Below are 25814 nucleotides of genomic sequence, written 5' to 3' on the forward strand. Positions count from 1 at the left end.
TTATAGGGGTCACTTCAATTATATGGGTGGGGTATTTAAGTTGTTGAAAAAAGAAATGTCACTAGCAGAAAAGCAAGGTGAGGGGGTGATTTCCGTTCCACTGGGCGTCCGATGATCCAGCTTTACTCATTTTACGTAACTTTCACAAAAATTCTATTGATGGTTTTACTTTTCAACACTATGTAAATCCCGACTATTATTTGCCTGACTTACTAACTTTCCTAGATGATCCAACTTTCTTTTACCTTATAGGATGTTGTATGATAAGCTCCATGTTATAATAAGTCTATTGTTTAAACTTGTATTTGAAAAACTAATGTTAGCGAAGCAGTTATTTCCATTTACATACATTACTTTTCGTCAAGAAGGAATCAATATAAAAAAATCCATATACCAAAAATGCTTTTTCAATAAAATAATGAAATAAATCTTAAATAAATTGGCAATAACTGAATTTAAATGTATGATTATTTCATGAAATATTATTTAGCATAGAACAAGCATTTTTGGTACACTTACTATTAGTACATACAGACGAAGTAAGTGTTTTTATAATAGAGAGGGGTTCATTGAATGAACGAAAAGAAAGTCTATTCCTATGAATGGGCTGGCCGTCCACTTGTAATTGAAGTAGGACAGTTAGCAAAACAAGCAAACGGAGCCGCATTAGTACGCTATGGCGATACTTCTGTACTTGCTACAGCAACAATGTCAAAATCACCTAAACCACTTGATTTCTTCCCATTAACAGTAAATTATGAAGAGCGTCTATATGCTGCAGGTAAAATTCCTGGCGGCTTTATTAAGCGTGAAGGACGTCCATCTGAAAAGGCTATTTTAGCAAGCCGTTTAATCGACCGTCCGATTCGTCCGATGTTCCCGGATGGTTTCCGTAATGAAGTACAAGTTATTTCTATGGTTATGTCAAATGATCCTGACTGTACATCTGAAATGGCAGCAATGGTTGGTTCATCATTAGCATTAGCGATCTCTGATATTCCATTTGATGGGCCAATAGCAGGTGTACAAGTTGGTTATATTGATGGGGAATTCATTGTAAACCCTACAGTAGAGCAATCGAATCGCTCAACAATTCATTTGTCTGTAGCAGGGAACAAAGATGCTATCAATATGGTTGAAGCGGGAGCACTTGAAGTACCAGAGGAAATCATGTTAGAAGCGATTATGTTCGGTCATGAAGAAATCAAAAAAATCATTGCTTTCCAAGAGCAAATTGTGGCAGAGGTTGGTAAAGAAAAGTTACCAGTGACACTATTTGAAATTGACGAAGCAATTCAAGCCGATATAAAAGCAGCTTGTGAGACTGATATGCATGACGCAATTCAAACGGCAGAGAAACATGCTCGTGATGAGGCAATCCAAGCTGTTAAAGAGCGAGTTATCGCTTCCTATGAAGAGCAAGAAGCAGATGACGAAACAATGAAACAAGTGTACACAATTCTTGACAAGATGGTAAAAGAAGAAGTACGCCGTCAAATCACGGAAGATAAGATTCGTCCAGATGGTCGTAAGCTCGACGAAATCCGACCACTTTCTTCTGAAACAGGCTTATTACAACGTACACATGGTTCAGGTCTGTTTACACGTGGACAAACACAAGCACTTTCTATTTGTACATTAGGTGCGCTTGGTGATGTACAAATTATTGACGGTTTGGGTGTGGAAGAGTCAAAACGCTTTATGCACCATTATAACTTCCCACAATTTTCTGTAGGGGAAACGGGTCCAATTCGTGGGCCAGGTCGTCGTGAAATTGGTCATGGTGCGTTAGGTGAGCGTGCACTTGAAGCAGTCATTCCTGATGAGTCGGTCTTCCCTTATACAATTCGTTGTGTATCAGAAGTACTTGAATCAAACGGATCAACTTCTCAAGCTTCTATTTGTGCGTCTACATTAGCCATGATGGATGCAGGTGTCCCATTAAAAGCACCAGTTGCAGGTATTGCAATGGGCCTTATTAAAAAAGGTGAACATTATTCTATTTTAACGGATATTCAAGGAATGGAAGACCATTTAGGCGATATGGACTTTAAAGTGGCTGGTACAGCTAAAGGTGTAACAGCTCTACAAATGGACATTAAAATTGATGGTTTATCTCGCAATATTTTAGAAGAAGCACTGACACAAGCAAAAGTTGGACGTATGCATATTCTAGAATCAATGCTTGCTACACTGCCAGAGCCACGTAAACAATTATCTGCGTTTGCACCAAAAATTGTTATTGTAAAAATTAATCCTGATAAAATTCGCGATGTAATTGGACCAGGTGGTAAACAAATTAATAAAATTATTGAAGAAACGGGCGTTAAGATTGATACAGAGCAAGATGGTACAATCTATATTTCTTCTGCTGATGAAGCAATGAATGCACGTGCAAAACAAATTATTGAAGATATTGTACGTGAAGCAAAAGTAGGGGAATACTACTTATCAACAGTGAAACGTATTGAAAAATTCGGCGCCTTTTGCGAAATCTTCCCAGGGAAAGATGGCTTGCTTCACATTTCTGAAATTCAAGAGGAACGAACAAAGCAAGTGGAGGACGTCTTAAAACTTGGCGATCAATTACTTGTGAAAGTGATTGAAATCGACAAGCAAGGTCGTGTGAATTTATCTCGCAAAGTAGTAATTCAAGAGGAAAAAGAGCGCGCTGAACAAGAAAAATAATATTGATTAAAAGGCTGCGTAAATTGCGCAGCCTTTTTCGATAGTAGCAAGAAGAAAAGTAGAGGATTTTTATAATTGGGGGAGATAGTTTGGTTCAAGTACATACATGTCAGAATGGTGTTCGAATTGTATCAGAGCAAATTGATCATGTAAGATCAGTGGCATTAGGTATCTTTGTGAACGCTGGCTCTCGCTATGAGCTACCTGAAGAGAATGGTATCACACATTTTATTGAGCATATGTTGTTTAAAGGCACAACAACTCGTTCAGCTCGTCAAATTGCTGAAGAATTTGATCGAATCGGAGGAGAGCTAAATGCCTTCACATCGAAAGAAAATACATGTTACTATGCTAAGATTTTAGATCATCATGCGGAGCTTGCGGTCACAATACTAGCAGATATGTTTTTCAATTCTACCTTTGCGGAAGAAGAATTAGAAAAAGAGCGACAAGTAGTATTAGAAGAAATTTTAATGAGCGAAGATGCTCCTGATGATGACGTTCATGAGAAGCTGTGGGGTGTCATGTATCCGAATGATGCACTCGGTCGTCCAATACTAGGTACGGCTGCTACATTAAAGACATTTACAGCAGATGCTATACGACAATATATGGATAAACATTATGGGCCAGAGTCTGTTGTTATTTCTATTGCAGGTAATATTTCATCTCAGCTTATGCAAACGATTGAAGATTTATTTGGTCACTATCAACCTTCACCGCATGCTATTGCGCCTGTCCTGACAAATCCTTCATTTTATCCAGGGGAAATTACAAAAATACGCGATACAGAGCAGGCACATGTCGCGATTTCCTATCCAGCAATTGGTGTAAAAGATCCAGATATGTATAGCTTTATTGCGCTTAACAATATAATTGGAGGCAATATGAGTTCTCGATTGTTTCAGGAAGTACGAGAAGAACGTGGGCTAGCCTATTCTATTTTCTCCTATCAATCGTGTTATGCAGATGTAGGTGCTTTTACGATTTATGGTAGTACTAGTCGACAGCAATTAGCACAGCTTCAGCACACGATTGATGCCACTTTATTAGATATTGTAGCGGGTGGTGTGACAGAGGAGGAGCTTGATAATGCGAAAGAGCAGCTTAAAGGAAGCTTTGTCCTTGGATTAGAAGGGACGGGAGCTCGTATGAATCGAAATGGAACAAGTGAACTTGTTCATCGCAAGCATCGAACAGTAGACGAGGTTCTTAAATCGATAGATGCCGTATCGATGGAGTCAGTGGATCGGCTGATTGCTAAAATTTTAAAAGCAGAACCAGCTATCTCAATCATAGGTCCTAGCGAATAAAGATATTTTAATAAGATAGCATTTGTTCAAGCTATTATTAGATAGGAGATTGGCATTTATTTTCAATGTGGATAAGTGACAACAGCCCTCCATAAAATGAGTAGTGAAAACCCTTTACCCAAAAGGTAACACTTTATGAACTGGCGAGGGAAGGTACTTGATTCAAGGGGATAGCGAGACATGTCACCCTCTCTAAATGGAGAGGTAGCGAAGGAAGCCGCTCTGCACATGCTCATAGGAAAGCAAGTAGCCTGCAATGAAATCCATTTCCTTTTAATTGACTGTTTTGCTATTCAATACGATTAAAAATAGGCTGCCAAATAAGGCAGCCTATTTTTTGATGAATATTTAGCTTTAGCAAATTTCCTTTGCCAAATATAAATAAAGACATTTGTGAAACACAAGAAAAGTGATGAGGATACTAACCAGTGTTGGTATGAATAAGATAATTAAATTTGCAGCTACTAGTGATAAATAATAATGAATAACAAAATTTAGCAGAATGATAAGCACAATAGCTGTAAGCATTCTAACCGTTCGCATTCTCTCTGTTTCATCAAGATGCTGAATATAAAATTGACTACAGATAAGGAAAGAGGCGCTACTTATATAAGCAAAGTACATAGCAAGATGCTCGATAAAATTTTCAGATGCATCAGGTTGTGAGAAATACATAGGCGCAAGGATAATAAAGAGCAATGCAATAAGGCCATAGCAAAATAAAAAATCGGATTGCAATTGTGTTTTCTTTGATAGAGGTAGCGTATTGACATACATTGTCCACTTTACTTGACGGTCGCCTCTATATAAATTATCTACGATGTTGGCAGAAATAACGACAACAAATAATCCGATAGAAGGACTATCTACAAAAGGTAAATGTACAAAATGAAGAAGTAAACATAATGTCATTGTAAAAAGAATAGTCCATTTTTGTATGACAATTCTTTGTAACAACAGTGCTCGCATGAGATCCCTCCTAAAACTCTTTTCTTTTATAAATAGCAGTAGAAACTAGAGAGGAGAGGCAGAGCAGTATTAGCCCGCCCAAAGGTGCTAAATAGACATATTGCTTTAAATATAGAAACGTTTGAGTCATATCAGGGATATATTCTTTAAACATCCCCGTTAAGAAGCCAGGAATAAAACAAAACGCAATGAGGACTATTCTTCCTTTAATAGAGCCAAATTTAATATAGATAGGTAGTAATACGGCTAATAAACAGAGCGCCGATGTTATGATCAAATTAAACGTTAGGAAAAATTCTGAAGTGATCTCGTTATTGGTAAAAAAATTGATAAAAAATAGGATAGGTAATGCCATAACAAGTCCGAAAATCATTAACATCACACTGAGTATATATTTACTAAAAACGATATCCGCTTTAGAAATTGGAAAAGTATTAGCGTATTTATCCCACTTACTTTGTTCATCGTAGCTAAGCGCAGTTATCGCTTGTATCGTAACAATAAAAACAATAACAGCTAGAAGCATTGCGCTTTGCTGCATAAAAATCGCCATCACAAGAAGAAATATAAGAACAAATGCTTGTGCTTTCATTTGTCGTTGAATGGTCATTAAATCTTTTAGGATAAGTCCTACCATATTTAAACACTACCTTTCACGAAAAATAGCATGATATCTTCTATAGAAGGCCTTTCAAGTCTGAAAGCCTCATTTACTTCATTTTTCAGAACTAATGCTTCTATTCCAAACGCACCAGGACGGGTTCTTAGAATAGCATGCTCTGGCAAGTCGTTTACTTCCTCACTGTTACCTTTGAAAATACCATATTCATATAATAGAGCATCTTTACTCTCGCTCAATAAAATCTCACCATTATGAATTAACGTAATATAGTCAGCAATTTTTTCTAAATCGCTTGTAATATGCGATGAAAATAAAATGCTGTGCGTTTCATCCTGCATAAATGCTAAAAATAAATCCAGAATTTCATCCCGAATAATAGGGTCTAATCCACTTGTTGGCTCATCTAAAATCAATAATTTTGGATGATGTGCCAATGCTAAGGCAATTGATAGCTTCATCCTCATTCCTCGTGATAGTTCCTTTATCTTCTTCCTCTTTGGCACCTTAAATTGAGCTAATCTTTCAAAATAATAGTCTGAATCCCATGTTTGAAATACTTTTCTCATGATTTTGTCGAGTTGCGTCGCATTTAGCGTTTCTGGTACATGTAAATCGTCAAATACAACGCCGATGTCGTTTTTTATCGATAGTTCGTGTTCGACATGATCTTTGCCAAATAGCAAAATTTCGCCATATTCTTTTTTTATTAAATTCAGCATGCATTTTATCGTTGTTGATTTGCCAGCCCCGTTTTCTCCAACAAAACCCATTACCGTGCCTTGAGGGACGGAAAAACTTATATCTTTAAGAAAAAAGCCTTCAAAGCCCTTATGTAGATCATGAATTTCAATGGCATTCATATTACTTATCCTCCTCTAACATTAAAGATAGTAGTTCTTGTAATTCTTCACCAGAAAGTCCAGCGGTTTTCGCTATTTTTGCTGCCTTTTGCAAATGCCCCTCTACCTGCCGTAATAGCTCCTCACGTAGAAAGTCTTGATTTCGTTCTGTGACAAAGCTCCCTTTACCAGCGACAGTTTCAATGAAACCATCTCGCTCTAAATCAGCATAGGCACGTTTAGTGGTCATCACACTTATTTTTAAATCCTTTGCTAAAGCGCGGATAGACGGTAGTGCATCACCAGCCTGTAATTTATTAGCTAAAATAGCCTCTTTGAGCTGTATGGTGATTTGCTCATAAATAGGTTTTTCACTCGCATTACTTAAATGGATATGCACAAATCATCACCTCTTATAACTGTATATATACACTATATACAGAAAGCGATGAAAATGCAACATATTCGTACTTTAGGTAGGGGTCACGATTTGCAAAAAGTCCGCATATATTGAGGTAACGGCTCAAGGAGGGAGATGAGGCATGCTACTATCTGAGATGGTGGATAAGGAGTTAATTCAAATTGAGGGTGGCGTACATTTTGGCATCCTGGCACATACAGAATGCCTATTAGATGTGCAAACAGGGAAAATACATGGTTTTGAAATTGTGAAAGATAAACTACCATTCCAAAAAAAGAAAATGAAAGTTAGTGAAATGATACCTTGGCACGAAATTATTTTAATTGGTGAAGATCGTATTTTATTTAATAAGACATCTACAGTACAGTCAGAATATTTACAGTGAGGTGAGCTTTTGGAAAACGAAAAATGGCTTGTTATCGGTGAGGACTCCCGATTAAAGGAACTAGCTACAATGCTAAGAAGTCCATCGAGAACAGTATTTTATAAAAGAACAACTGTATGGAACGAAGAGTTAAATAAACTTGTTTTAGAATTCCAGCCTAATAAAATCGTATTACCTATTCTTCCATTAAAAATAGAAGTTGAGCAGCTCTATGGTATATCACAAGTGAAATTTTATACAGGTCGATTAACAATGCATTGGAAGCAATTACTAGAGAAAAATGAATCTATTTGCTATTTACAACAAGAATCATTTATTTGGCAAAATGCTCGATTAACAGCGGAGGGATTTATCGCCACGTTTTACGGACTCGAGCAAAAATGTATTTACGGACAAAATTTCACAATCGCAGGTTTTGGTCGCATCGCAAAAATGCTCGCCTCTTTACTAGTTAAGATGGGTGCAAATGTTCATATTGTTGCACGTTCAGTTGTACAAGTGAGTGAAGCAAAAGCTTATGGTTATAAAGCCACGAATTTAGATGATCGCCAATGGTCTATTACAGATGGCATTTTTATTAATACAATTCCTGCTAAATGGATTACAGAGTCTTTTATAGAGCATGTTCCAACTGTTTTATATGACTTGGCTTCAGAGCCAGGATGTTTAGATATAGATTCTGATCAATTACAAACGTATGTACTATTGCCATCATTGCCTGGGAAATACTTTGCACATGATGCTGCTACAATATTGTGCAAGGCAATAGAGGAGGAAGAAAATTGTTAACGGGGAAACGAATTGGCTTAGGTATTACTGCTTCTCATTGTACGTATGAAGATGTAGTACCTAAAATCCAAAATTTTATTGATGTCGGAGCAACAGTTATTCCAATCATTACCCATTCCGTTTTACATGCAGCTACACGCTTTGGTACAGGTGAAGAGTGGATTGCCAAAATAGAAGCTTTGACAGGAGAAAAAGTTATTTCTTCTATAAAAGAGGCGGAGCCATTTGGCCCATCCAATCCATTAGATGCAATGGTCATAGCCCCCATGACAGGCAATAGCATAAGTAAATTTGCTAATGCGGCAACAGATAGTCCTGTGTTAATGGCAGCAAAGGCTACTTTGCGTAATGGTTCGCCTGTAGTTTTAGGTATTTCCACAAACGATGCACTAGGCTTAAATGGCATAAATATTATGAAACTGTTAAATGCCAAAAATATATATTTTATTCCCTTTGGTCAGGATGCCCCTCACTCCAAACCAAATTCTTTAATTGCTGATTTTGAGCAAATGGTGGATACTGTTCATGCAGCAATTACGCAGAAAAAGCAATTACAACCGCTGTTGATACAATATTTCAAATAAATAAGAGATTACACACAATTTTCAGTATTTTTGTGATACAATAGCACACATTATGGAACATGTATTCAAGGAGAGATGACAGATGACAAAGCAGTTAACAGTTGCGGTTGTTGGGGCAACAGGTGCAGTAGGATCGAAAATGATGGAGCAGTTGATTAAACGTAAATTTCCGATTGGACATATTAAATTTCTAGCTTCTGCTCGTTCAGCAGGAAAATCAATCGAATTTAATGGGGAAACATATACAATTGAAGAAGCGACACCTGAGGCTTTCGAAGGCGTCAATGTCGCTTTATTCTCAGCTGGTGGTTCAGTATCAGCTGTGCTTGCACCAGAAGCAGCTAAGCGTGGTGCAGTAGTTATTGATAATACGAGCCATTTTCGTATGGATCCAGAGGTACCGCTTGTCGTGCCTGAAGTGAATCGAGGCGACTTAGCGAAGCATAAGGGAATTATTGCGAATCCAAACTGCTCGACAATTCAAATGGTAGCTGCGCTTGAACCAATTCGTCATGCATTTGGTTTAACAAAAGTAATTGTTTCAACTTATCAGGCAGTATCAGGTGCAGGGATTTCTGCGATCCAAGAATTAAAGGCACAAAGCGAAAACTGGGATGCAGGTAAAGATGTAGAAGCAAATATTTTACCGTCTGGTAGTGATAAACGTCATTACCCAATTGCTCGTAATGTCATTCCACAAATCGATAAATTCACAGATAATGGATTTACATACGAAGAAATGAAAATGATTAATGAGACGAAAAAAATCATGCATGCACCAGAGCTAAAAGTAGCTGCTACTTGTGTTCGTGTGCCAGTCGTTTCAGGTCACTCTGAATCTGTTTATATTGAGGTAGAGAAAGACGCGTCAATCCAAGAGATTTTCGAAGTATTACGCAACGCACCAGGTGTGGTATTACAAGATGATATTGCAACACAAACTTACCCAATGCCTATTTATGCAGAAGGGGAAGACGCTACTTTTGTAGGACGTATCCGTCAAGATTTAGACAACAGCAAAGGGTTCCATCTATGGATCGTTTCTGACAATTTATTAAAAGGCGCCGCATTAAACTCTATCCAAATTGCAGAAGCAATGCTTGAGGATAACTTACTATAAGAGGGGTGTAAGGATGAATTTAGGTCGAATTGGAACGGCAATGATTACGCCGTTCAAAAATGATGGCACGATTAATTATCCAGAACTAGAACGTATTATTAATCATTTAATAGACAATGGTACTGATTGTATTGTTGCTTGTGGTACGACTTCTGAAAACCCAACTATGTCTACAGAAGAAAAAATTGAAGTTGTACGCTTTACAGTAGAGAAAGTAGCAGGTCGCGTACCAGTTATTGCAGGTACTGGGGATAATGAAACAGCTTACTCTATCGCAATGACACATAAGGCAGAAGAAAATGGAGCAGACGGCATTATGCTTGTAGCTCCCTACTATAATAAGCCAAATCAACGTGGGATTTATGCTCACTTTGAAACCATTGCTAAACAAACGAGTCTCCCTGTTATGCTTTATAATGTTCCAGGGCGTACTGGGGTCAATGTTGCCTATGAAACTTCTGTTGCATTAAGCAAGATTCCTAATATTGCTTGGATTAAGGAAGCGAGCGGTAACTTAGATCAGATGGGTGATGTTATTGAGAATGTTGATCCAGCTGATGATTTCTTAGTGTATAGTGGGGACGATGGTTTAACACTTCCACTAATGGCCATTGGCGGAGCAGGTGTCATTTCTGTAGCTGCCCATGTGGTAGGCAATGATATGCAATTAATGATTAAAGCGTTTGAAGAAGGAAATCATAAGCTAGCAGCCCAAATTCACAGAGCCTTATTACCTTTAGTACGTGCGCTGTTCGCTCAGCCCAACCCTTCACCGATTAAATATGCGATGACAAAATTAGGATTTGATACACTCAATGTTCGTTTGCCGATGATGGAAATGACAGATGAAGAGAAAGCTAATTTTGACCGAATTTGGGATACGTATCAAGAAAAAGCGAAAAGTTTTAGATAAATAGGAGCGAGGCTGATAGCATTTCAGCCTCGTTTTTTATATTTTATAAATAAAAAGTATGTACAAAATTTGTAACTCCTCGTCCTTACAAATACTTATTTAGCTCTATTTATACAGGATAGCCAATATTTGTTTTCCATCTGCTAGTAATAAGCAAATAGCAGGAAAATCTATTTCCAACGTGAAACATGTATTTTTAATTTGTGCAAAAGCTTTGCAAACCGTATAATAAATGTTAAGTGGTTGCTGTTCGGGATATTTTTTAGGAGGAAATAAATTGACAAAAAAGAAAAATGAATTAATCCGCATCATCCCTCTTGGTGGTGTAGGCGAAATTGGGAAAGCCATGTACGTAGTAGAAATTGATGAAGAGCTATTTGTGGTGGATAGCGGCTTAATGTTCCCAGAAGATGAAATGCTAGGTATAGATATCGTGATTCCTGACATTTCTTACTTAGAAGAAAATAAAGAACGTGTGAAAGGTATTTTCTTAACACATGGTCATGAAGATGCAATTGGCTCTATTGCCTATGTATTACAAAAAATAAAGGCACCTGTGTACGGATCGAAATTAACTATTGCATTAGCAAAGGAACATTTAAAAGAATTACCTGCACCACATCAAGTGAAGTTTTTTGAAGTAACAAACCGTAGTCGTATGAATTTTAACTCAACGTATGTAACATTCTTCCACACAACACATAGTATTCCCGATTCGTTAGGGGTAGTGTTCCATACATCTGAAGGCGCGATTGTTCATACAGGAGAGTTTAAATTCGATCAGTCAGCGACAGGTAAATTTAAACCTGATTTAGCAAAAATGGCACAGCTAGGAGAAGACGGCGTTTTCATTTTACTATCTGAGTCTTGCGAAGCTGAGCGACCAGGATATACGACATCAGAGATTGTCATTGAAGAACAATTATCAAAAACATTCCACTCAGCACCAGGTCGTATTTTAGTAGCTGTTTACGCATCGAATTTTATTCGAATTCAACAAGTATTTGCTCAAGCACAGAAATCATTCCGTAAGGTTGTAATTGTGGGCAAACCTTTGGAAAAGGCAGTTGATTTAGGCGTACAGCTTGGTTATTTAACAGTCGAAGAAGATACAATTATTCCGATCTCGGAAATGCAAAAATATCAAGATGATGAAATTATCATTATTGCAACAGGCAACAGAGGAGAACCTCTCGATGCTTTAGAAAAAATTGTCCGTAAGCACCATCGTGACATTAAAATTAAACAAGGTGACACGGTACTAATCACCTTTACACCTTCTCCTGGCATGGAAGTTCAAATGGCGAATACAATGAACTCTATGTCAAAAGCAGGCGCTGAAATTTTGACTTCTAGCAAAAATGTCCATGTTTCAGGGCATGGTAGCCAAGAAGATTTAAAGCTGATGCTAAACTTGATGCAACCAAAGTACTTTATTCCCGTACAAGGAGAATACCGTATGCTAATTGCGCATTCTAAATTAGCACAACAGCTAGGTATGCAAAAATCCCAAATTTTTATCGCTGATAAAGGGGATATCGTAGAATATAAAAATAATAAAATGCGCATGAGTGGTCGTGTACAAGCTGGTAATGTCTTAATTGACGGTATTGGTGTAGGTGATGTAGGTAACATTGTACTTCGTGACCGTAAATTATTATCGCAGGATGGTATTTTCATTGTGGTGGTAACATTAAATCGAGCACAAAAGAAAATTGCCTCTGGGCCAGAAATTTTATCACGAGGCTTTGTCTATGTACGAGAATCAGAGGAATTAATGATTGAGGCTTCTGACATTGCGAGGAATGTGATTGAAAAGTACGTTGGGAAAGAAACCTTTGAATGGACGAACATAAAACAAGAAATTAGAGATACGCTAAATACGTATTTATTCCAAAAAACAAAACGTCGCCCAATGATTATTCCTATTATTATGGAATATTAATTGAACAAGCTCATCGTATATGCTTTGAGGAAAAAATAAATGATAAAGGATTTTCTCCCAATTGCGGTGGAAAATCCTTTTTTTGAAATATTCAAGTTCTACATGTGATGATTCGCTACATATATAGAATGGATTGCAGAAGAAGGTGAATTTGATGGCAGTTAGTAAGAGAAAAAAAGTTACTAAAAGTAAAGCGACAACAGAAAAAAAAGAAATGCATCCGCTTATGTACGAAATATTAGGGTTGCTCTTAATTGCATTAGCAGTCATTATGATTTTTGAATACGGCATGATCGGGCGGATTCTACAAACAATCGCCATGTTCCTTTTTGGTAATTTACATTTTGCTGTTCCATTTATGCTTATATTTGTTGCATTGTTAATGATGATTGGTCGTAAAAAAGTTGGGATAAAGGATCGATTAATACTTGGCATGTTCCTCATTGTTATGAGCTTAACGATTTTTAGTCATGGCATATTATTTGAACAACTATCCAAATCAGGTGGTCTACTATCTGATTCTGTGCTACGTGAATCATGGCGAATTTTGATTAATACAGATGGTATCATTCATCGTAGTAATGCTTTAGGGGGTGGCATGATTGGTGCCCTACTATTTAGTGGGCTTCATGTGCTGTTTGAAGCCTCGGGGGCAAAAGTTGTTGCTTGGGTTATTTTCTTTATTGGTTTAATTCTTGTCACTGGTAAAGCATTAGTGCCTTATTTAGCAGAAAAAACGCCAGATATATTTGGTAAATGGAAAAAAAAGCATCGTGATAAGAAAAAAAATACACCGAAAAAACCAAATAATCGTCGTTCAAGAGTAGAGAGTGGGGATGAAGTAGCAGCTGTTAATCAATCTATAGATATGCCTGAACAAGAAGAAGAAATACCACATGAACCGATTATTTCTGCTTTTACACAGAATGTTTCACAAGAAAGAGAAGTGATTGATACAACTCACATGGTGGAAAATGAACTTGAAGAAGCATCGGATGATGTCCAGATTCAGGGCACAGATGCAGTAGAAAATGCAGATTATCAGCTCCCATCATATAATTTATTACAATTACCTCCACAACATGATCAAAGTGGTGAATATTCAGTGATTCAGGCAAATGCCAAAAAGCTTGAGCAGACATTACAAAGTTTTGGCGTAAAGGCAAAGGTGACACAGGTGCATTTAGGTCCTGCTGTTACGAAATACGAGATTTTACCAGATATCGGTGTGAAAGTAAGCAAAATTGTCAATTTACAAGATGATCTTGCATTAGCATTGGCAGCTAAAGATATTCGTATGGAAGCGCCAATTCCTGGGAAATCTGCGATTGGTATAGAAGTACCTAATAGTGAGGTAGCCATTGTAACACTTCGAGAGGTATTAGAATCGAAAGATGGTGCTAAGCCTGAAGCATTATTACAAGTAGCATTTGGTCGAGATATTACAGGACAAGCTGTATTAGCAGAGCTCAATAAAATGCCACATTTACTTGTAGCTGGTTCTACAGGTAGTGGGAAAAGTGTTTGCATAAATGGCATTGTTGTATCCATACTAATGCGTACAAAACCGCATGAAGTGAAGCTCATGATGATAGACCCAAAAATGGTTGAATTAAACGTTTATAATGGGATTCCACATTTATTAGCGCCTGTCGTAACGGATGCCCGTAAAGCTTCGCAAGCACTGAAAAAAGTGGTATCTGAAATGGAACGTCGCTATGATTTGTTTTCTCATACAGGTACAAGAAATATTGAGGGCTATAATGCACATGTCCAAAAGGTTAATGATCAAACAGAGGAAAAGCATCCAAAGCTACCTTATATTGTGGTTATTGTAGATGAGTTAGCGGATTTGATGATGGTCGCATCAAGTGATGTAGAGGATTCGATTACACGTTTAGCGCAAATGGCAAGGGCAGCTGGCATTCATTTGATTATTGCCACACAACGACCAAGTGTAGATGTTTTAACAGGTGTCATTAAAGCAAATATTCCATCCAGAATTGCTTTTGCAGTTTCTTCCGCGATTGACTCAAGAACAATTTTAGACATGGGTGGAGCTGAACGATTATTAGGACGAGGCGATATGTTATTTTTACCTGCTGGAGCTTCTAAACCAAAAAGGGTGCAGGGTGCCTTTTTATCAGATCAAGAAGTGGAGGCAGTCGTTCATTTTGTTATAGAACAGCAAAAAGCTCAGTATCAGGAGGAGATGATTCCTACTGAAGAAGAGACCATTTTAGAGGAAACAGATGATTTGTATGATGAAGCAGTCCAATTAGTTGTCAATATGCAAACAGCATCTGTCTCTATGCTTCAACGTCGCTTCCGTATTGGTTATTCAAGAGCTGCACGTATTGTTGATCAGATGGAGCAACGCGGTATTGTTGGGCCTCCAGAGGGTAGTAAACCTCGTCAAGTACTTGTTCACCAATACGATAACTAAGCAAAAAATGAAGATGAAAATGGTGAGAGCATTTGTATTTTTGTCCAAAAATTTGCAGATAAAATAAAGAAAGAATGAATTCTATAACAGATTTTACTCAAAACTGTTTATTTCATTCTGCAAAAATGTTATATTTATGAACGATTAGTAGGAATGTTGTACATCAGATGTCTGATCTCTGATTTTGGTGGTGATATATGTGACTATTAAAGCAGATCATCGTCATCTCTATCTTCAAGTAATCGATCGTTTAAAATCTGACATCGAGGCTGGCATTTTTAAAGAAAATGAAAAGCTGCCTTCAGAATTTGAATTATCGAAATCACTAGGAGTCAGTCGAGCAACACTTAGAGAAGCACTTCGACTGTTGGAAGAGGAAAATGTGATTGTGCGCCGACATGGGGTTGGGACTTTTGTCAACCCGAAGCCGTTGTTTACATCAGGCATCGAGCATTTATCTAGTATTTCTTCTATGATCGAGGCAGCAGGTATGGAGCCAGGTTCGCGATTTTTAAAAGCGACTGAGCATGTGCCTTCTGAGGAAGATTTAAAACGCTTCCAAAGTGATGGCGACGATAAAATACTCACGATTGAACGTGTCAGAACAGCGGATGGTGAGCCAGTAGTATACTGCATAGACAGGCTACCTGCAAGCTTCCTGCCTACTGACTTTGTCGAAAAAAAAGAAGTTTCACTGTTCTCTGCACTTGAGCAATCTGGCAAAATTCATGTAGCTTATGCTGTAACCTATATTGATCCAGTTGGGTATCATGAACAAGCCTCACCGATTTTAAATTGTGGACGTGAGACAGCTCTTTTAGTGTTAAAGCAATTGCATTATGATGATCATGATCAAGTAGTGCTCTATTCAAAAAATTATTTCCGAGCTGATAAATTCAGCTTCCATGTAGTTCGTAAACGGGTGTAGAACATTTCTAAATTTTTTCCTGCTAATTACAATACCTTTGGGGGGTTAATTAAATGAAAAAACGTAAATTTGGTTTAGTATTAACATCAGTATTAGCGGCAAGTGCTATTTTAGGTGCTTGTGGTACGAAAGACGACGAAAAGCCAGCGAAAGAAAATGACAATGCTTCAGGTGGCGAAAGCACAGAAGAAGCTTTCTCAGTAGCGATGGTTACTGACGTAGGTGGCGTTGATGACAAATCATTCAACCAATCTGCATGGGAAGGTGTACAAGCTTACGGTAAAGAGCATGATTTATCAAAAGGTGATGGTGGTTTTGACTACCTACAATCAGCTTCAGATGCTGACTATGAAACAAACTTAAACAACTTAGTTCGTCGTGACTTTAACTTAGTATTTGGTATCGGATTCATGATGGCTGATGCAATTGATGCAGTTGCTTCTGAAAATCCAGATAACCACTTTGCATTAATCGATGCTGAAGTAGAAGCAGACAACGTAGTAAACGTACTGTTCAAAGAGCAAGAAGGTGCTTTCTTAGCAGGTGTTGCTGCAGCGAAAACATCTAAAACAGGTAAAATCGGCTTCGTAGGCGGCGTTGATATTCCAGTTATTAACCGTTTCCACGCTGGTTTCGTTGAAGGGGCTAAAGCAGTAAACCCAGATATCGATATTCAAGTAAAATATACTGGTGCGTTTGATAAAGCAGATCTTGGTAAAATTACAGCGAACAGCATGTATTCTTCAGGTGTAGATGTAATCTTCCACGCTGCTGGTGCAACTGGTAACGGCGTATTCTCTGAAGCAAAAGAGCGTAAAGCGAAAGATCCAAATGCTGATGTATGGGTTATCGGTGTAGATGCTGACCAATACGAAGAAGGTAAAGTAGACGATAAAACAAACGTTACATTAACTTCTATGTTAAAAGGTGTTAATACAGCAGTAGTAGATATTTCAAATAGAGCGAAAAATGGTGATTTCCCAGGTGGAGAAACACTTGTTTACGGTTTAGCTGAAGACGGCGTTAAACTTGCGGATTCTCGCGGTGCGATTCCAGAAGATGTACAAAAAGTAATCGACGAATATAAAGAAAAAATTGCTAAGGGTGAAATCAAAGTTCCAGAAAAAGTGGAAAAATAATTCATCTTTTGATCATCATAAGGGACTCTTAGAAGGACCTTATGATGATTTTTCAATCTATCGTTATATTTAGATTATTCGCAATACTCTATTTAACTAGATTTATAGAAACCTTATAGAGGTAGTAATTATGATTTGAATAATGATGGTAACAAGTTAATAGAAGAAAGGTTTCTAACGATGACCTTTCCTGTATTAATTTAGCAAAACATCTACCTCTATAGGTGAGATATTAAATCGGTAATAAAATATAGCCTCTAGTAGAAAATTTATTACTGGACGTATGGCTTATCTGTACCATCCATCATGTAGCAGCAGATACTATACGCTAAGATGAAAATACTTAATAATAGTGCCTATTAAGGGAGTGACAAATTTGGATTATGTGATTGAAATGCTAGGAATCCGTAAAGAATTCGGTAATTTCGTGGCGAATAATAATATCACCCTCCAACTGAAACAAGGCGAGATTCATGCATTGCTAGGTGAAAATGGTGCAGGTAAATCGACTTTGATGAACGTCCTTTTTGGTTTGTATCAACCAGAGGGTGGCGAAATTCGTGTACGTGGGAAGGCTGTAAAAATTACAAACCCGAATATTGCCAATGATTTAGGGATTGGCATGGTGCATCAACATTTTATGTTGGTAGAAAACTTTACGGTAACAGAAAATATCATTTTAGGCACTGAGCCTACTAAAATGGGAATTGTGAATATAAAAGATGCGGCTAAGAAAGTACAAGCACTTTCTGAAAAGTATGGATTAGATGTTGATCCGAACGCCAAAATCGAGGATATCACGGTTGGTATGCAACAGCGTGTAGAAATATTAAAAACATTGTATCGTGGTGCCGAAATTTTAATTTTTGATGAACCAACTGCATCATTAACACCGCAAGAAATTACCGAATTAATTCAAATAATGCGCCGTCTTATCGCAGAGGGTAAATCCATTATTTTAATTACGCATAAGCTAAAAGAAATTATGGAAGTTTCAGACCGTGTGACGATTATCCGTAAGGGAGAAGGGATTGGCACAGTTGTAACCGCTGCCACAAATCCTGATCAGCTTGCTGAAATGATGGTTGGCCGTCAGGTTGAATTCAAAACGGAAAAAACGGATGCGACACCGACTGACGAAGTGCTTGCGATTGAGAACTTGGTTGTTACAGACTATCGAAATATTGATAAAGTGAAAGGTCTTAATTTAAATGTTCGTAAAGGTGAAATCGTAGGTATTGCTGGTATTGATGGTAATGGTCAATCCGAGTTAATAGAAGCCATTACAGGTCTACGCAAAATTAAAAGTGGTAAAGTCAAGCTGAATGGTAAAGATATTACTAACATGAAGCCTCGTAAAATTACAGAGGAAGGCGTAGGACATATTCCACAAGACCGTCATAAGCATGGATTAGTTTTAGATTTCCCAATTGGTCATAATATTGCATTGCAAACATATTACCAATCTCCAATAGCGAAGGGCTTTGTGATGGACTATAAAAAGGTGTCAGAGAAAGCTCGCCAAATCATTAAAGAGTATGATGTGCGTACTGGTAATGGAGAGATGACACCAGCTCGTGCATTATCTGGTGGTAACCAACAAAAAGCAATTATTGGTCGTGAAATTGACCGTAACCCTGATCTATTAATTGCTGCTCTACCAACACGTGGACTTGACGTAGGAGCTATTGAATTCATTCACTCTCGTCTAATTGAGCAACGTGATAAAGGGAAAGCCGTTTTATTAATCTCATTTGAATTAGATGAGGTAATGAATGTTTCGGATCGAATTGCTGTTATCTATGATGGACAAATTGTTGATGAGTTAAATCCGAAAGAAACGACTGAACAAGAGCTAGGCTTACTAATGGCAGGACAAAGTAAAAAAAATATAAAGCGTGATGCGAAGGAGGGGAACGACTAATGTCAAATCGTGTCATTAATATCCTCGTTCCTATCATCTCTATCATTATCGGTTTAATTGTAGGGGCTATCGTTATGGTAGTCAGTGGCTATGACCCAGTGCAAGGTTATATCGCTCTTTGGACAGGTATTTTTGGAGATTCATATTCAATCGGGAACACAATTCGTCAAATTACACCATATATTTTAGCAGGTCTTGCGGTAGCATTTGCATTCCGTACAGGGCTCTTCAATATCGGTGTTGAAGGTCAGCTAATTTTAGGTTGGTTAGCCGCTGCATGGGTAGGTTATGCGTTTGAACTTCCTAAAATCATTCACTTACCATTAGCATTGCTTGCAGCAGCTGCTGCAGGTGCATTTTGGGCCTTTATTGCAGGTTTCTTAAAAGCGAAATTTAAAGTTCACGAAGTTATTGCGACAATTATGCTGAACTACACTGCACTTTATATTGCAAATGCAGTGATTAAAAAATTGTCCGATGGCAGCTTTAAAACAGAACGTATCCATGAGTCAGCTTCTTTACGTTCTCCGTTTTTAAGAGAGCTTACAGACAACTCAAGTCTTCACTATGGGATCATTGTTGCACTTTTAATGGTAGTTGTGATGTGGTTCATTTTAGAAAAAACAACACGTGGCTACGAGCTAAAAGCAGTAGGTTTTAACAAAAATGCCGCTGATTATGCAGGTATGAGTGTCAATAAAAATATTATTTTAGCTATGACAATTTCTGGTATGTTTGCAGGTCTGGGTGGTGCGATGGAAGCTTTAGGGACATTCCAAAACGCATCCATTAAACCTGGCTTTACGGGAATTGGGTTTGACGGTATCGCCGTTGCGCTACTTGGTGCCAATACACCACTTGGAGTAGTGTTTGGGGCATCCCTTTTTGGTTCTTTAAAATATGGTGCATTAAATATGCCAAATGCTGCGGGAATTCCAGAAGAAATCGTATCCATTATTATTGCATTGATTATCTTCTTCGTTGCATCAGGCTATATTATTCGAGTAGGCTTACAAAAGCTGAGCAAGAAAAAGGAGGGACAATAACATGAGCTTTTTAGAAATGTTATATTTCATCATCCCTTCAGCGATTCTTTATGCAACACCTTTGATTTTTACGGCCATCGGTGGGGTATTCTCTGAACGCTCTGGTGTTGTCAACATCGGGCTAGAAGGCTTAATGATTGTCGGTGCGTTTGTTGGTATTTTTGTCAATTTAGAATTCGCTTCATCATTAGGGGCAGCAACAGTTTGGGTAGCAATGCTAGCAGCTGTTGTGATTGGTGCTGTGTTCTCACTTTTCCATGCTGTAGCTTCTATTTCTTTCCGTGCCGATCAAACGGTATCAGGGGTAGCTATTAACTTACTAGGTTTAGCTGCAACCGTATTCTTAGTAAAAATGATTTATGATAAAGGTCAAACAGATATGATTGACCAACCGATTCGTCGTTTTGGTGTCCCTTACTTAGAGGATATTCCGTTCTTCGGTCGTTTACTGTTCCATGATGTTTACAGCACATCTATTTTAGCGTTCGCTGTAGCATTCGGGGCATGGTTTATCATTTATAAAACGCCATTCGGCTTGCGTTTGCGTGCAGTGGGTGAACATCCAATGGCAGCAGATACAATGGGTATAAATGTAAATAAAATGCGCTATATTGCCGTGATGATTTCAGGGGCATTAGGTGGTCTTGGTGGTGCAGTGTATGCACAAACAATTACACACGACTTCTCACATGCAACAATTGCTGGTCAAGGTTTCATGGCTATTGCCGCAATGATTTTCGGGAAGTGGCATCCAATTGGAGCACTAGGTGCAGCCTTATTCTTCGGTTTAGCACAAACATTAAGTATTGCAGGGAATCAAATTCCGCTAATCGAGAATGTTCCAGCAGTGTATCTACAAATTTTACCGTATGTGTTAACAATTCTTGCTTTAGCAGGATTTATTGGTAAAGCAAACGCTCCAAAAGCGAGTGGACAACCTTATATTAAAGGTAAACGCTAAGAAAAGCATTTTAAGGACTGGGCACTATGCTCGGTCCTTTTTTTATTATAATTGGCGTAATTTTTAATTTTTCCCATACATACTTTGGATTCCTTTTGCAATTATAGACAATAGACATGTATAGTATGTGTAGTACATCGTTATATTAAGAAGGATAGGAGGGTTTCATATGTTTAAAACAATACCTTTTGCAAAAGGTGTCAATTTGCATATCCGACAAACGACCCAATTTAAAACCGTAAATTTTTCAATTAAATGGAGAAGAGCATTAACGGCTAAAAGTGCATCAGAGCGTACAGTATTAACAAATGTACTGCAGCACAGTAATGCTAAATATAAGACAACTGCTGCTTTTCGAAGCTTTTTAGATGACTTGTATGGTACAGTTTTGTATTTTGATACATCGAAGCGCGGAAATGAGCATACGGTTCTTATGAATGTAGAGACTGTTAATGATCATTATCTAGCAAATACAAGTGTCTTAAACGAAGTCCTTGGTTTATTGCATACAGCTATTTTTGAGCCTAATCTAGAAAATGGTGTCTTTAAGGAATCCGTTGTTGAGCGTGAGAAAAAGACAGTTATTCAACGTATTGAATCTATTTTTGACGATAAATCTCGCTTTGCTCAATTCCGTCTTCAACAAATCTTGAGACCAAATGAGCCAGCATCAATTTCAGCGAATGGTAGTGTAGAAGAAATTCAAAAGATTACCCCTGCCTCATTATTTGAGGCTTATCAATCGATGCTAGCTAACGACAAAATCGATATTTATGTAGCTGGAGACATTAATGAAGAGGAAATTGTTGCGAAATTAAAAAAAGCGCTACCATTTAAGGATCGTACTCCTGAGGAAGTTCCAGCAGTACTCCCCCAACAACATCCAGACAATGATTATGTAAGAGAACAGCATGAAATGAAACAAGGTAAACTTCATATTGGCTTTAGCACGCCTGTTAGATTTGGTGATGCAGATTTCTCTAAGATGCAAATTTTTAATGGGATTTTTGGTGGATATCCACATGCTAAGCTGTTTATGAATGTTCGTGAAAAAGAGAGTCTTGCTTATTATGCTTCAAGTTCCTATGCTTCGCATTATGGACTTGTATTTGTTGTATCTGGGATTGAAGCTAAAAATGAAGAAAAAGCGCTATCTTTAATTAAAGAACAACTTGCCGTCATGCAGGCTGGGGACATTACAGATTTAGAGCTGGAGCAAACAAAGGCTATGCTGACGAATCAGCTAAAAGAATCCTTAGATTCGGCACGAGGTCAAATTGAAATTTTTGATCAATACAAGGATTTACCTGAGGAATTCTCAGTTCAAGCCTGGGCAAATAAGTGGAAAGCTGTGACAAAAGAAGATGTTGTTGCAATGGCAAAGCAAGTGCAGCTTGAAGCGGTCTATTTCTTATGTGGAAAGGAGCAAGCCGCACAATGAAAACAATAGAATTTAAACAATTAGATGAAATACTTTATTATGAAAAACTAGACAATGGCTTAGATGTTTATATATTGCCGAAAAAAGGCTTTTCCAAAACATTTGTTACATTTACAACAAAGTACGGCTCTGTCGATCGTACGTTCGTGCCAATTGGTGACACAGAAAGTATTACTGTACCAGATGGTATTGCACACTTTTTAGAGCATAAAATGTTCGAAAAAGAGGATGGAGACGTTTTCCAAAAATTTAGCGAATATGGTGCTTCTGCGAATGCATTTACATCGTTTACGCGTACAGCTTATTTATTTTCATCTACTGACAATATTTATAAAAGTACAGAAACATTATTGAATTTTGTCCAAGAACCATACTTTACAGAAGCTACTGTCAATAAAGAAAAAGGAATTATTGGGCAAGAAATTACAATGTATGATGATCAACCAGACTGGCGTCTATACTTTGGCACAATTGAAAATATGTATCATCATCATCCTGTAAAGATTGATATCGCTGGTACAATTGAATCGATTGATGGCATTACAGCCGAGCACTTATATACGTGCTACAATACGTTTTATCATCCTTCGAATATGTTGTTATTTGTGATTGGTGCTGTTGAACCAGAAGAAATGATGACGTTTATTCGTGAGAATCAAGGTAAAAAAGAGTTCCCAGAACCAACGCCTATTCAACGCTTCTTTGATATAGAACCAACAGAGGTAGCTATTAAAGAACGTACATTAAATATGGATGTTCAAAAACCAAAAATTTATGTAGGTTTAAAAGCGAAAGACACTAATTTATCAGGTCAGGACATGTTAAAGCATGAGTTGTCGGTTCAAATTGCACTTGAGCTTATTTTTGGACGTACCTCTGATTTTTATGAACGTGTTTACGAGGAAGGTTTAATTGATGAGACATATGCTTTTGATTTTACCTTAGAAAATGGTTTTGGGTTTGCCATGATCGGATCAGATTCAGCAGAGCCTGATAAATTGGCAAAAACGATTATGGACGAATTAGCAAAATATGAAGGAAATAGCCAGTTTGATCGTGCTGGTTTGGATCGTATAAAACGCAAAAAAATTGGGTTCTTCCTACGTGCACTAAATTCGATCGAGTTTATCGCAAACCAATTCACACGATATTCCTTTAATGACATGAATTTATTTGATGTAGTACCAGTACTTGAGACATTAACTGTGGATGATTTACAAAAAGCATTTGCTTCTATCCAAGGTGAAACACAGCAAACGGTCTTTAAAATTCTGCCAAGTAAGCAGGATGCACAGTGAAAAAATTTGCCCTTGTTTTAGGTGCATCAGGTGATATCGGTCATGCCATTTGTCAAAGCTTAGCTGAGGACGGCTGGTCCATCTATGTACATTATTCAAACAATCAAAATGCGGCACAGAGATTATGTGAAATGCTTACCGAAAATTTCCCTGCACAAGAATTTATGCTTGTACAGGGGGATTTTTCAATTGTTGATGGAGCAGAATTAGTAGCCGCGCAAATTTTCAATGTGCAGGCTATTGTTTTTGCTAATGGACAAGCCCATTATTCATTGCTCGAAGATACGACAGTTGAGGATATGGATGCTTTATGGCGTGTTCATGTTCAAAATCCTATGAGACTAACAGCTTTACTTTCTGGAAAACTTCGCAAGCATGAAGTGAGCTATGTACTATTTATAGGTTCCATTTGGGGAGAAGCTGGCTCAGCGGGGGAGGCACTTTATGCAACTGTTAAGGGTGCGCAACATGCTTTTGTTAAATCCTATGCAAAAGAAGCGGCATTATCTCGGATTAGAGTGAATGCTATTGCTCCTGGTTTTATAAATACCTCAATGAACAGCCATCTAAATCAAGAAGAGCTTCAATACATTTTGGACGATATCCCACTAGGTTCCATTGGACAAACAAAAGATGTGGCTGAAATGGTACGTTTTTATTTGTCTGGTAAAGCTGATTATGTGACAGGACAAATCGTACGATTAAATGGAGGCTGGTACATATAATAATCTCTTTTGCACATACTACTTGTGTAAAGGAGGAGGAAGAATATGACCATTTTAGAAAACTGGCAAAAATGGACATCGTTTTTAGGACAAAACGTTATGCAAGCTGAATCAAGCGGTATGCCCAAGAAAATGATTCAAACGGCTGCTGTCCAAATTGGGGAATATTTGGCGACTAATGTCGATCCTAAAAACGAACAAGAGCGAGTGCTGTCGGATTTATGGGGCGTTGCCTCTGAAGATGAAAAACATGCATTAGCGAATTGTGTCATTAAGCTTGTACAAAATAAGCATGTGCAGTAAATAAAAGAGGAGAGCCAATCTCCTCTTTTTGTTATACTATAAACTTTTTATCTGTGAAAACGGGAACGTATGTAAGCCTATTTAACAGTCATCAAAAAAAATTAGTAAATAACACTGTAATTCCATGTATTCTAACTTTCCATTACATAAAAAATCAGCTATGATGGAACTTATAAAGGATTTTTTACGTTAACTAATAGGAAGGGAACGAGTGTGTTGAGCGATTGGTACTTTGAATATGAAATTCAGGTGAATCGCCCTGGATTATTAGGAGATATTGCTTCACTTTTAGGGATGCTTCGTGTCAATATTATATCAATAAATGGTGTAGATGAGGATCGACGTGGTATGTTAGTGCATACAGACAATGATGAGGCAATTGAGCGTTTTCGTACAATTGTTTCGACAATGGAACATATTAACGTAACCAAATTTCGACAACCAAAACTTCGCGACCGTTTAGCCATTAGGCATGGTCGTTATATTCCTCGAGATGCAGATGAAAAAAACACATTCCATTTCGTAAGAGATGAATTAGGTATTTTAGTCGACTTTATGGCAGAACTCTTTAAAAAAGAGGGACATAAGCTGATTGGTATTCGTGGCATGCCACGTGTTGGAAAAACTGAATCCATAGTAGCCGCCAGTGTCTGTGCCAATAAAAAATGGATCTTTTTATCATCTACAATGATTAAGCAAACAGTTCGTAATAAGCTTGTGGGAGATGAATTTAGTCGTAACAATATTTTTATTTTAGATGGTATTGTGACTCGACGTTCATCTGATGAGAAACATTTGCAATTAGTGCGTGAAATGATGAATATGCCTTGTATCAAAGTTGTAGAGCATCCAGATATGTTTGTTCAGCATTCAGAATATAAAATAGAGGATTTTGATTATATTATTGAACTACGTCATCACACTGATGAAGAAATTACTTATGAAATAATGGAAAAAAATCATATGTCCGAATCGGATTCTTTTGGAGGATTTAATTTTTAATTTGATGTTAAAG

Annotated in this window: 24 protein-coding genes; 20 read left to right on the top strand and 4 right to left on the bottom strand. The window is 37.6% G+C overall.

The features are described 5' to 3' along the window. The first annotated feature begins 573 nt into the window (after window positions 1-573). The 3 genes from pnp (at window position 574) to BFM98_RS24385 (ending at window position 4307) form a co-directional block, all read left to right on the top strand. A complete protein-coding gene (gene pnp, locus BFM98_RS03535) occupies window positions 574-2688 on the top strand; it encodes a polyribonucleotide nucleotidyltransferase (RefSeq protein WP_048391556.1) in 2115 nt (704 codons plus the stop codon). Between the two features lie 89 nt (window positions 2689-2777). Beyond that, a complete protein-coding gene (locus BFM98_RS03540; protein WP_066036546.1) occupies window positions 2778-4001 on the top strand; it encodes a M16 family metallopeptidase in 1224 nt (407 codons plus the stop codon). 180 nt (window positions 4002-4181) lie between these two features. Continuing rightward, window positions 4182-4307 (top strand): hypothetical protein, encoded by a 126-nt coding sequence (locus BFM98_RS24385; RefSeq protein ID WP_256389905.1) that lies wholly within the window; start codon window positions 4182-4184, stop codon window positions 4305-4307. Between the two features lie 48 nt (window positions 4308-4355). On the opposite strand, the gene BFM98_RS03545 is transcribed toward BFM98_RS24385, so the two are convergent. The 4 genes from BFM98_RS03545 to BFM98_RS03560 are packed head-to-tail and all read right to left on the bottom strand — an operon-like array spanning window position 4356 to window position 6831. Continuing rightward, complete coding sequence (locus tag BFM98_RS03545; RefSeq protein ID WP_054550532.1) at window positions 4356-4970, bottom strand: ABC-2 transporter permease; 615 nt, start codon at window positions 4968-4970, stop codon at window positions 4356-4358. A gap of 10 nt (window positions 4971-4980) precedes the next feature. Then, window positions 4981-5607 carry an ABC-2 transporter permease gene (locus BFM98_RS03550; RefSeq protein WP_054550533.1) on the bottom strand — a complete coding sequence of 209 codons (627 nt, stop codon included), beginning with the start codon at window positions 5605-5607 and terminating at the stop codon, window positions 4981-4983. 2 nt (window positions 5608-5609) lie between these two features. Next, complete coding sequence (locus BFM98_RS03555) at window positions 5610-6452, bottom strand: ABC transporter ATP-binding protein (RefSeq protein ID WP_004224974.1); 843 nt, start codon at window positions 6450-6452, stop codon at window positions 5610-5612. Window position 6453: 1 nt separating this feature from the next. Next, a complete protein-coding gene (locus BFM98_RS03560; RefSeq protein ID WP_048391548.1) occupies window positions 6454-6831 on the bottom strand; it encodes a GntR family transcriptional regulator in 378 nt (125 codons plus the stop codon). Window positions 6832-6973: 142 nt separating this feature from the next. Here BFM98_RS03560 and BFM98_RS03565 point away from each other — a divergent pair, with 142 nt between their 5' ends. The 17 genes from BFM98_RS03565 (at window position 6974) to BFM98_RS03645 (ending at window position 25801) form a co-directional block, all read left to right on the top strand. After that, window positions 6974-7237: a YlmC/YmxH family sporulation protein gene (locus BFM98_RS03565; RefSeq protein WP_004224966.1), complete on the top strand. Its 264-nt coding sequence runs from the start codon at window positions 6974-6976 to the stop codon at window positions 7235-7237. 9 nt (window positions 7238-7246) lie between these two features. Then, window positions 7247-8026, top strand: coding sequence for an NAD(P)-dependent oxidoreductase (locus BFM98_RS03570; RefSeq protein ID WP_004224963.1), 780 nt, complete (start codon window positions 7247-7249; stop codon window positions 8024-8026). Beyond that, on the top strand, window positions 8020-8610 hold the full coding sequence (locus tag BFM98_RS03575; protein WP_004224962.1) for a dipicolinate synthase subunit B: 591 nt from the start codon (window positions 8020-8022) through the stop codon (window positions 8608-8610). Before BFM98_RS03570 ends, BFM98_RS03575 begins: the two co-directional genes overlap by 7 nt. Window positions 8611-8692: 82 nt before the next feature. Further along, entirely contained in the window at window positions 8693-9730 is a 1038-nt protein-coding gene (locus BFM98_RS03580; RefSeq protein WP_048391546.1) for an aspartate-semialdehyde dehydrogenase, read from the top strand. A gap of 13 nt (window positions 9731-9743) precedes the next feature. Continuing rightward, a complete protein-coding gene (gene dapA, locus BFM98_RS03585) occupies window positions 9744-10643 on the top strand; it encodes a 4-hydroxy-tetrahydrodipicolinate synthase (RefSeq protein WP_048391545.1) in 900 nt (299 codons plus the stop codon). Between the two features lie 277 nt (window positions 10644-10920). Next, window positions 10921-12588, top strand: coding sequence for a ribonuclease J (locus BFM98_RS03590; protein WP_066036547.1), 1668 nt, complete (start codon window positions 10921-10923; stop codon window positions 12586-12588). Window positions 12589-12742: 154 nt separating this feature from the next. Beyond that, entirely contained in the window at window positions 12743-15034 is a 2292-nt protein-coding gene (locus BFM98_RS03595; protein ID WP_054550534.1) for an FtsK/SpoIIIE family DNA translocase, read from the top strand. A gap of 199 nt (window positions 15035-15233) precedes the next feature. Then, window positions 15234-15962 carry a GntR family transcriptional regulator gene (locus BFM98_RS03600; RefSeq protein ID WP_036080379.1) on the top strand — a complete coding sequence of 243 codons (729 nt, stop codon included), beginning with the start codon at window positions 15234-15236 and terminating at the stop codon, window positions 15960-15962. A gap of 53 nt (window positions 15963-16015) precedes the next feature. Then, window positions 16016-17101 carry a BMP family lipoprotein gene (locus BFM98_RS03605; RefSeq protein WP_048391537.1) on the top strand — a complete coding sequence of 362 codons (1086 nt, stop codon included), beginning with the start codon at window positions 16016-16018 and terminating at the stop codon, window positions 17099-17101. Window positions 17102-17477: 376 nt separating this feature from the next. Further along, window positions 17478-19025, top strand: coding sequence for an ABC transporter ATP-binding protein (locus BFM98_RS03610; protein ID WP_054550535.1), 1548 nt, complete (start codon window positions 17478-17480; stop codon window positions 19023-19025). Further along, window positions 19025-20071: an ABC transporter permease gene (locus BFM98_RS03615; RefSeq protein ID WP_004224945.1), complete on the top strand. Its 1047-nt coding sequence runs from the start codon at window positions 19025-19027 to the stop codon at window positions 20069-20071. The genes BFM98_RS03610 and BFM98_RS03615 overlap by 1 nt, the downstream gene beginning before the upstream one ends. Window position 20072: 1 nt before the next feature. Then, window positions 20073-21032, top strand: a complete 960-nt coding sequence (locus BFM98_RS03620) for an ABC transporter permease (protein ID WP_048391533.1) — start codon at window positions 20073-20075, stop codon at window positions 21030-21032. Window positions 21033-21201: 169 nt separating this feature from the next. Then, window positions 21202-22473, top strand: a complete 1272-nt coding sequence (gene yfmF, locus BFM98_RS03625; protein WP_054550536.1) for an EF-P 5-aminopentanol modification-associated protein YfmF — start codon at window positions 21202-21204, stop codon at window positions 22471-22473. Further along, window positions 22470-23771, top strand: coding sequence for an EF-P 5-aminopentanol modification-associated protein YfmH (yfmH, locus tag BFM98_RS03630; protein WP_066036548.1), 1302 nt, complete (start codon window positions 22470-22472; stop codon window positions 23769-23771). The genes yfmF and yfmH overlap by 4 nt, the downstream gene beginning before the upstream one ends. Then, entirely contained in the window at window positions 23768-24496 is a 729-nt protein-coding gene (gene ymfI, locus BFM98_RS03635; protein WP_066036549.1) for an elongation factor P 5-aminopentanone reductase, read from the top strand. Before yfmH ends, ymfI begins: the two co-directional genes overlap by 4 nt. Window positions 24497-24541: 45 nt before the next feature. Next, entirely contained in the window at window positions 24542-24799 is a 258-nt protein-coding gene (locus BFM98_RS03640; protein ID WP_004224939.1) for a DUF3243 domain-containing protein, read from the top strand. A gap of 216 nt (window positions 24800-25015) precedes the next feature. Continuing rightward, complete coding sequence (locus BFM98_RS03645) at window positions 25016-25801, top strand: DUF3388 domain-containing protein (RefSeq protein WP_026023397.1); 786 nt, start codon at window positions 25016-25018, stop codon at window positions 25799-25801. Window positions 25802-25814: the final 13 nt, after the last annotated feature.

The sequence above is a fragment of the Lysinibacillus sp. AR18-8 genome (genome assembly GCF_001705465.1).
Taxonomy (GTDB): Bacteria; Bacillota; Bacilli; order Bacillales_A; family Planococcaceae; genus Lysinibacillus; species Lysinibacillus capsici.

What these genes read in the sequence shown, in the direction of transcription:
- pnp (WP_048391556.1), top strand. Translation starts at nt 574, where the DNA reads ATGAACGAAAAGAAAGTCTATTCCTATGAATGGGCTGGCCGTCCACTT.
- BFM98_RS24385 (WP_256389905.1), top strand. Translation starts at nt 4,182, where the DNA reads ATGTCACCCTCTCTAAATGGAGAGGTAGCGAAGGAAGCCGCTCTGCAC.
- BFM98_RS03545 (WP_054550532.1), bottom strand. Translation starts at nt 4,970, where the DNA reads ATGCGAGCACTGTTGTTACAAAGAATTGTCATACAAAAATGGACTATT.
- BFM98_RS03550 (WP_054550533.1), bottom strand. Translation starts at nt 5,607, where the DNA reads ATGGTAGGACTTATCCTAAAAGATTTAATGACCATTCAACGACAAATG.
- BFM98_RS03555 (WP_004224974.1), bottom strand. Translation starts at nt 6,452, where the DNA reads ATGAATGCCATTGAAATTCATGATCTACATAAGGGCTTTGAAGGCTTT.
- BFM98_RS03565 (WP_004224966.1), top strand. Translation starts at nt 6,974, where the DNA reads ATGCTACTATCTGAGATGGTGGATAAGGAGTTAATTCAAATTGAGGGT.
- BFM98_RS03580 (WP_048391546.1), top strand. Translation starts at nt 8,693, where the DNA reads ATGACAAAGCAGTTAACAGTTGCGGTTGTTGGGGCAACAGGTGCAGTA.
- dapA (WP_048391545.1), top strand. Translation starts at nt 9,744, where the DNA reads ATGAATTTAGGTCGAATTGGAACGGCAATGATTACGCCGTTCAAAAAT.
- BFM98_RS03595 (WP_054550534.1), top strand. Translation starts at nt 12,743, where the DNA reads ATGGCAGTTAGTAAGAGAAAAAAAGTTACTAAAAGTAAAGCGACAACA.
- BFM98_RS03605 (WP_048391537.1), top strand. Translation starts at nt 16,016, where the DNA reads ATGAAAAAACGTAAATTTGGTTTAGTATTAACATCAGTATTAGCGGCA.
- BFM98_RS03615 (WP_004224945.1), top strand. Translation starts at nt 19,025, where the DNA reads ATGTCAAATCGTGTCATTAATATCCTCGTTCCTATCATCTCTATCATT.
- BFM98_RS03620 (WP_048391533.1), top strand. Translation starts at nt 20,073, where the DNA reads ATGAGCTTTTTAGAAATGTTATATTTCATCATCCCTTCAGCGATTCTT.
- yfmF (WP_054550536.1), top strand. Translation starts at nt 21,202, where the DNA reads ATGTTTAAAACAATACCTTTTGCAAAAGGTGTCAATTTGCATATCCGA.
- yfmH (WP_066036548.1), top strand. Translation starts at nt 22,470, where the DNA reads ATGAAAACAATAGAATTTAAACAATTAGATGAAATACTTTATTATGAA.
- BFM98_RS03640 (WP_004224939.1), top strand. Translation starts at nt 24,542, where the DNA reads ATGACCATTTTAGAAAACTGGCAAAAATGGACATCGTTTTTAGGACAA.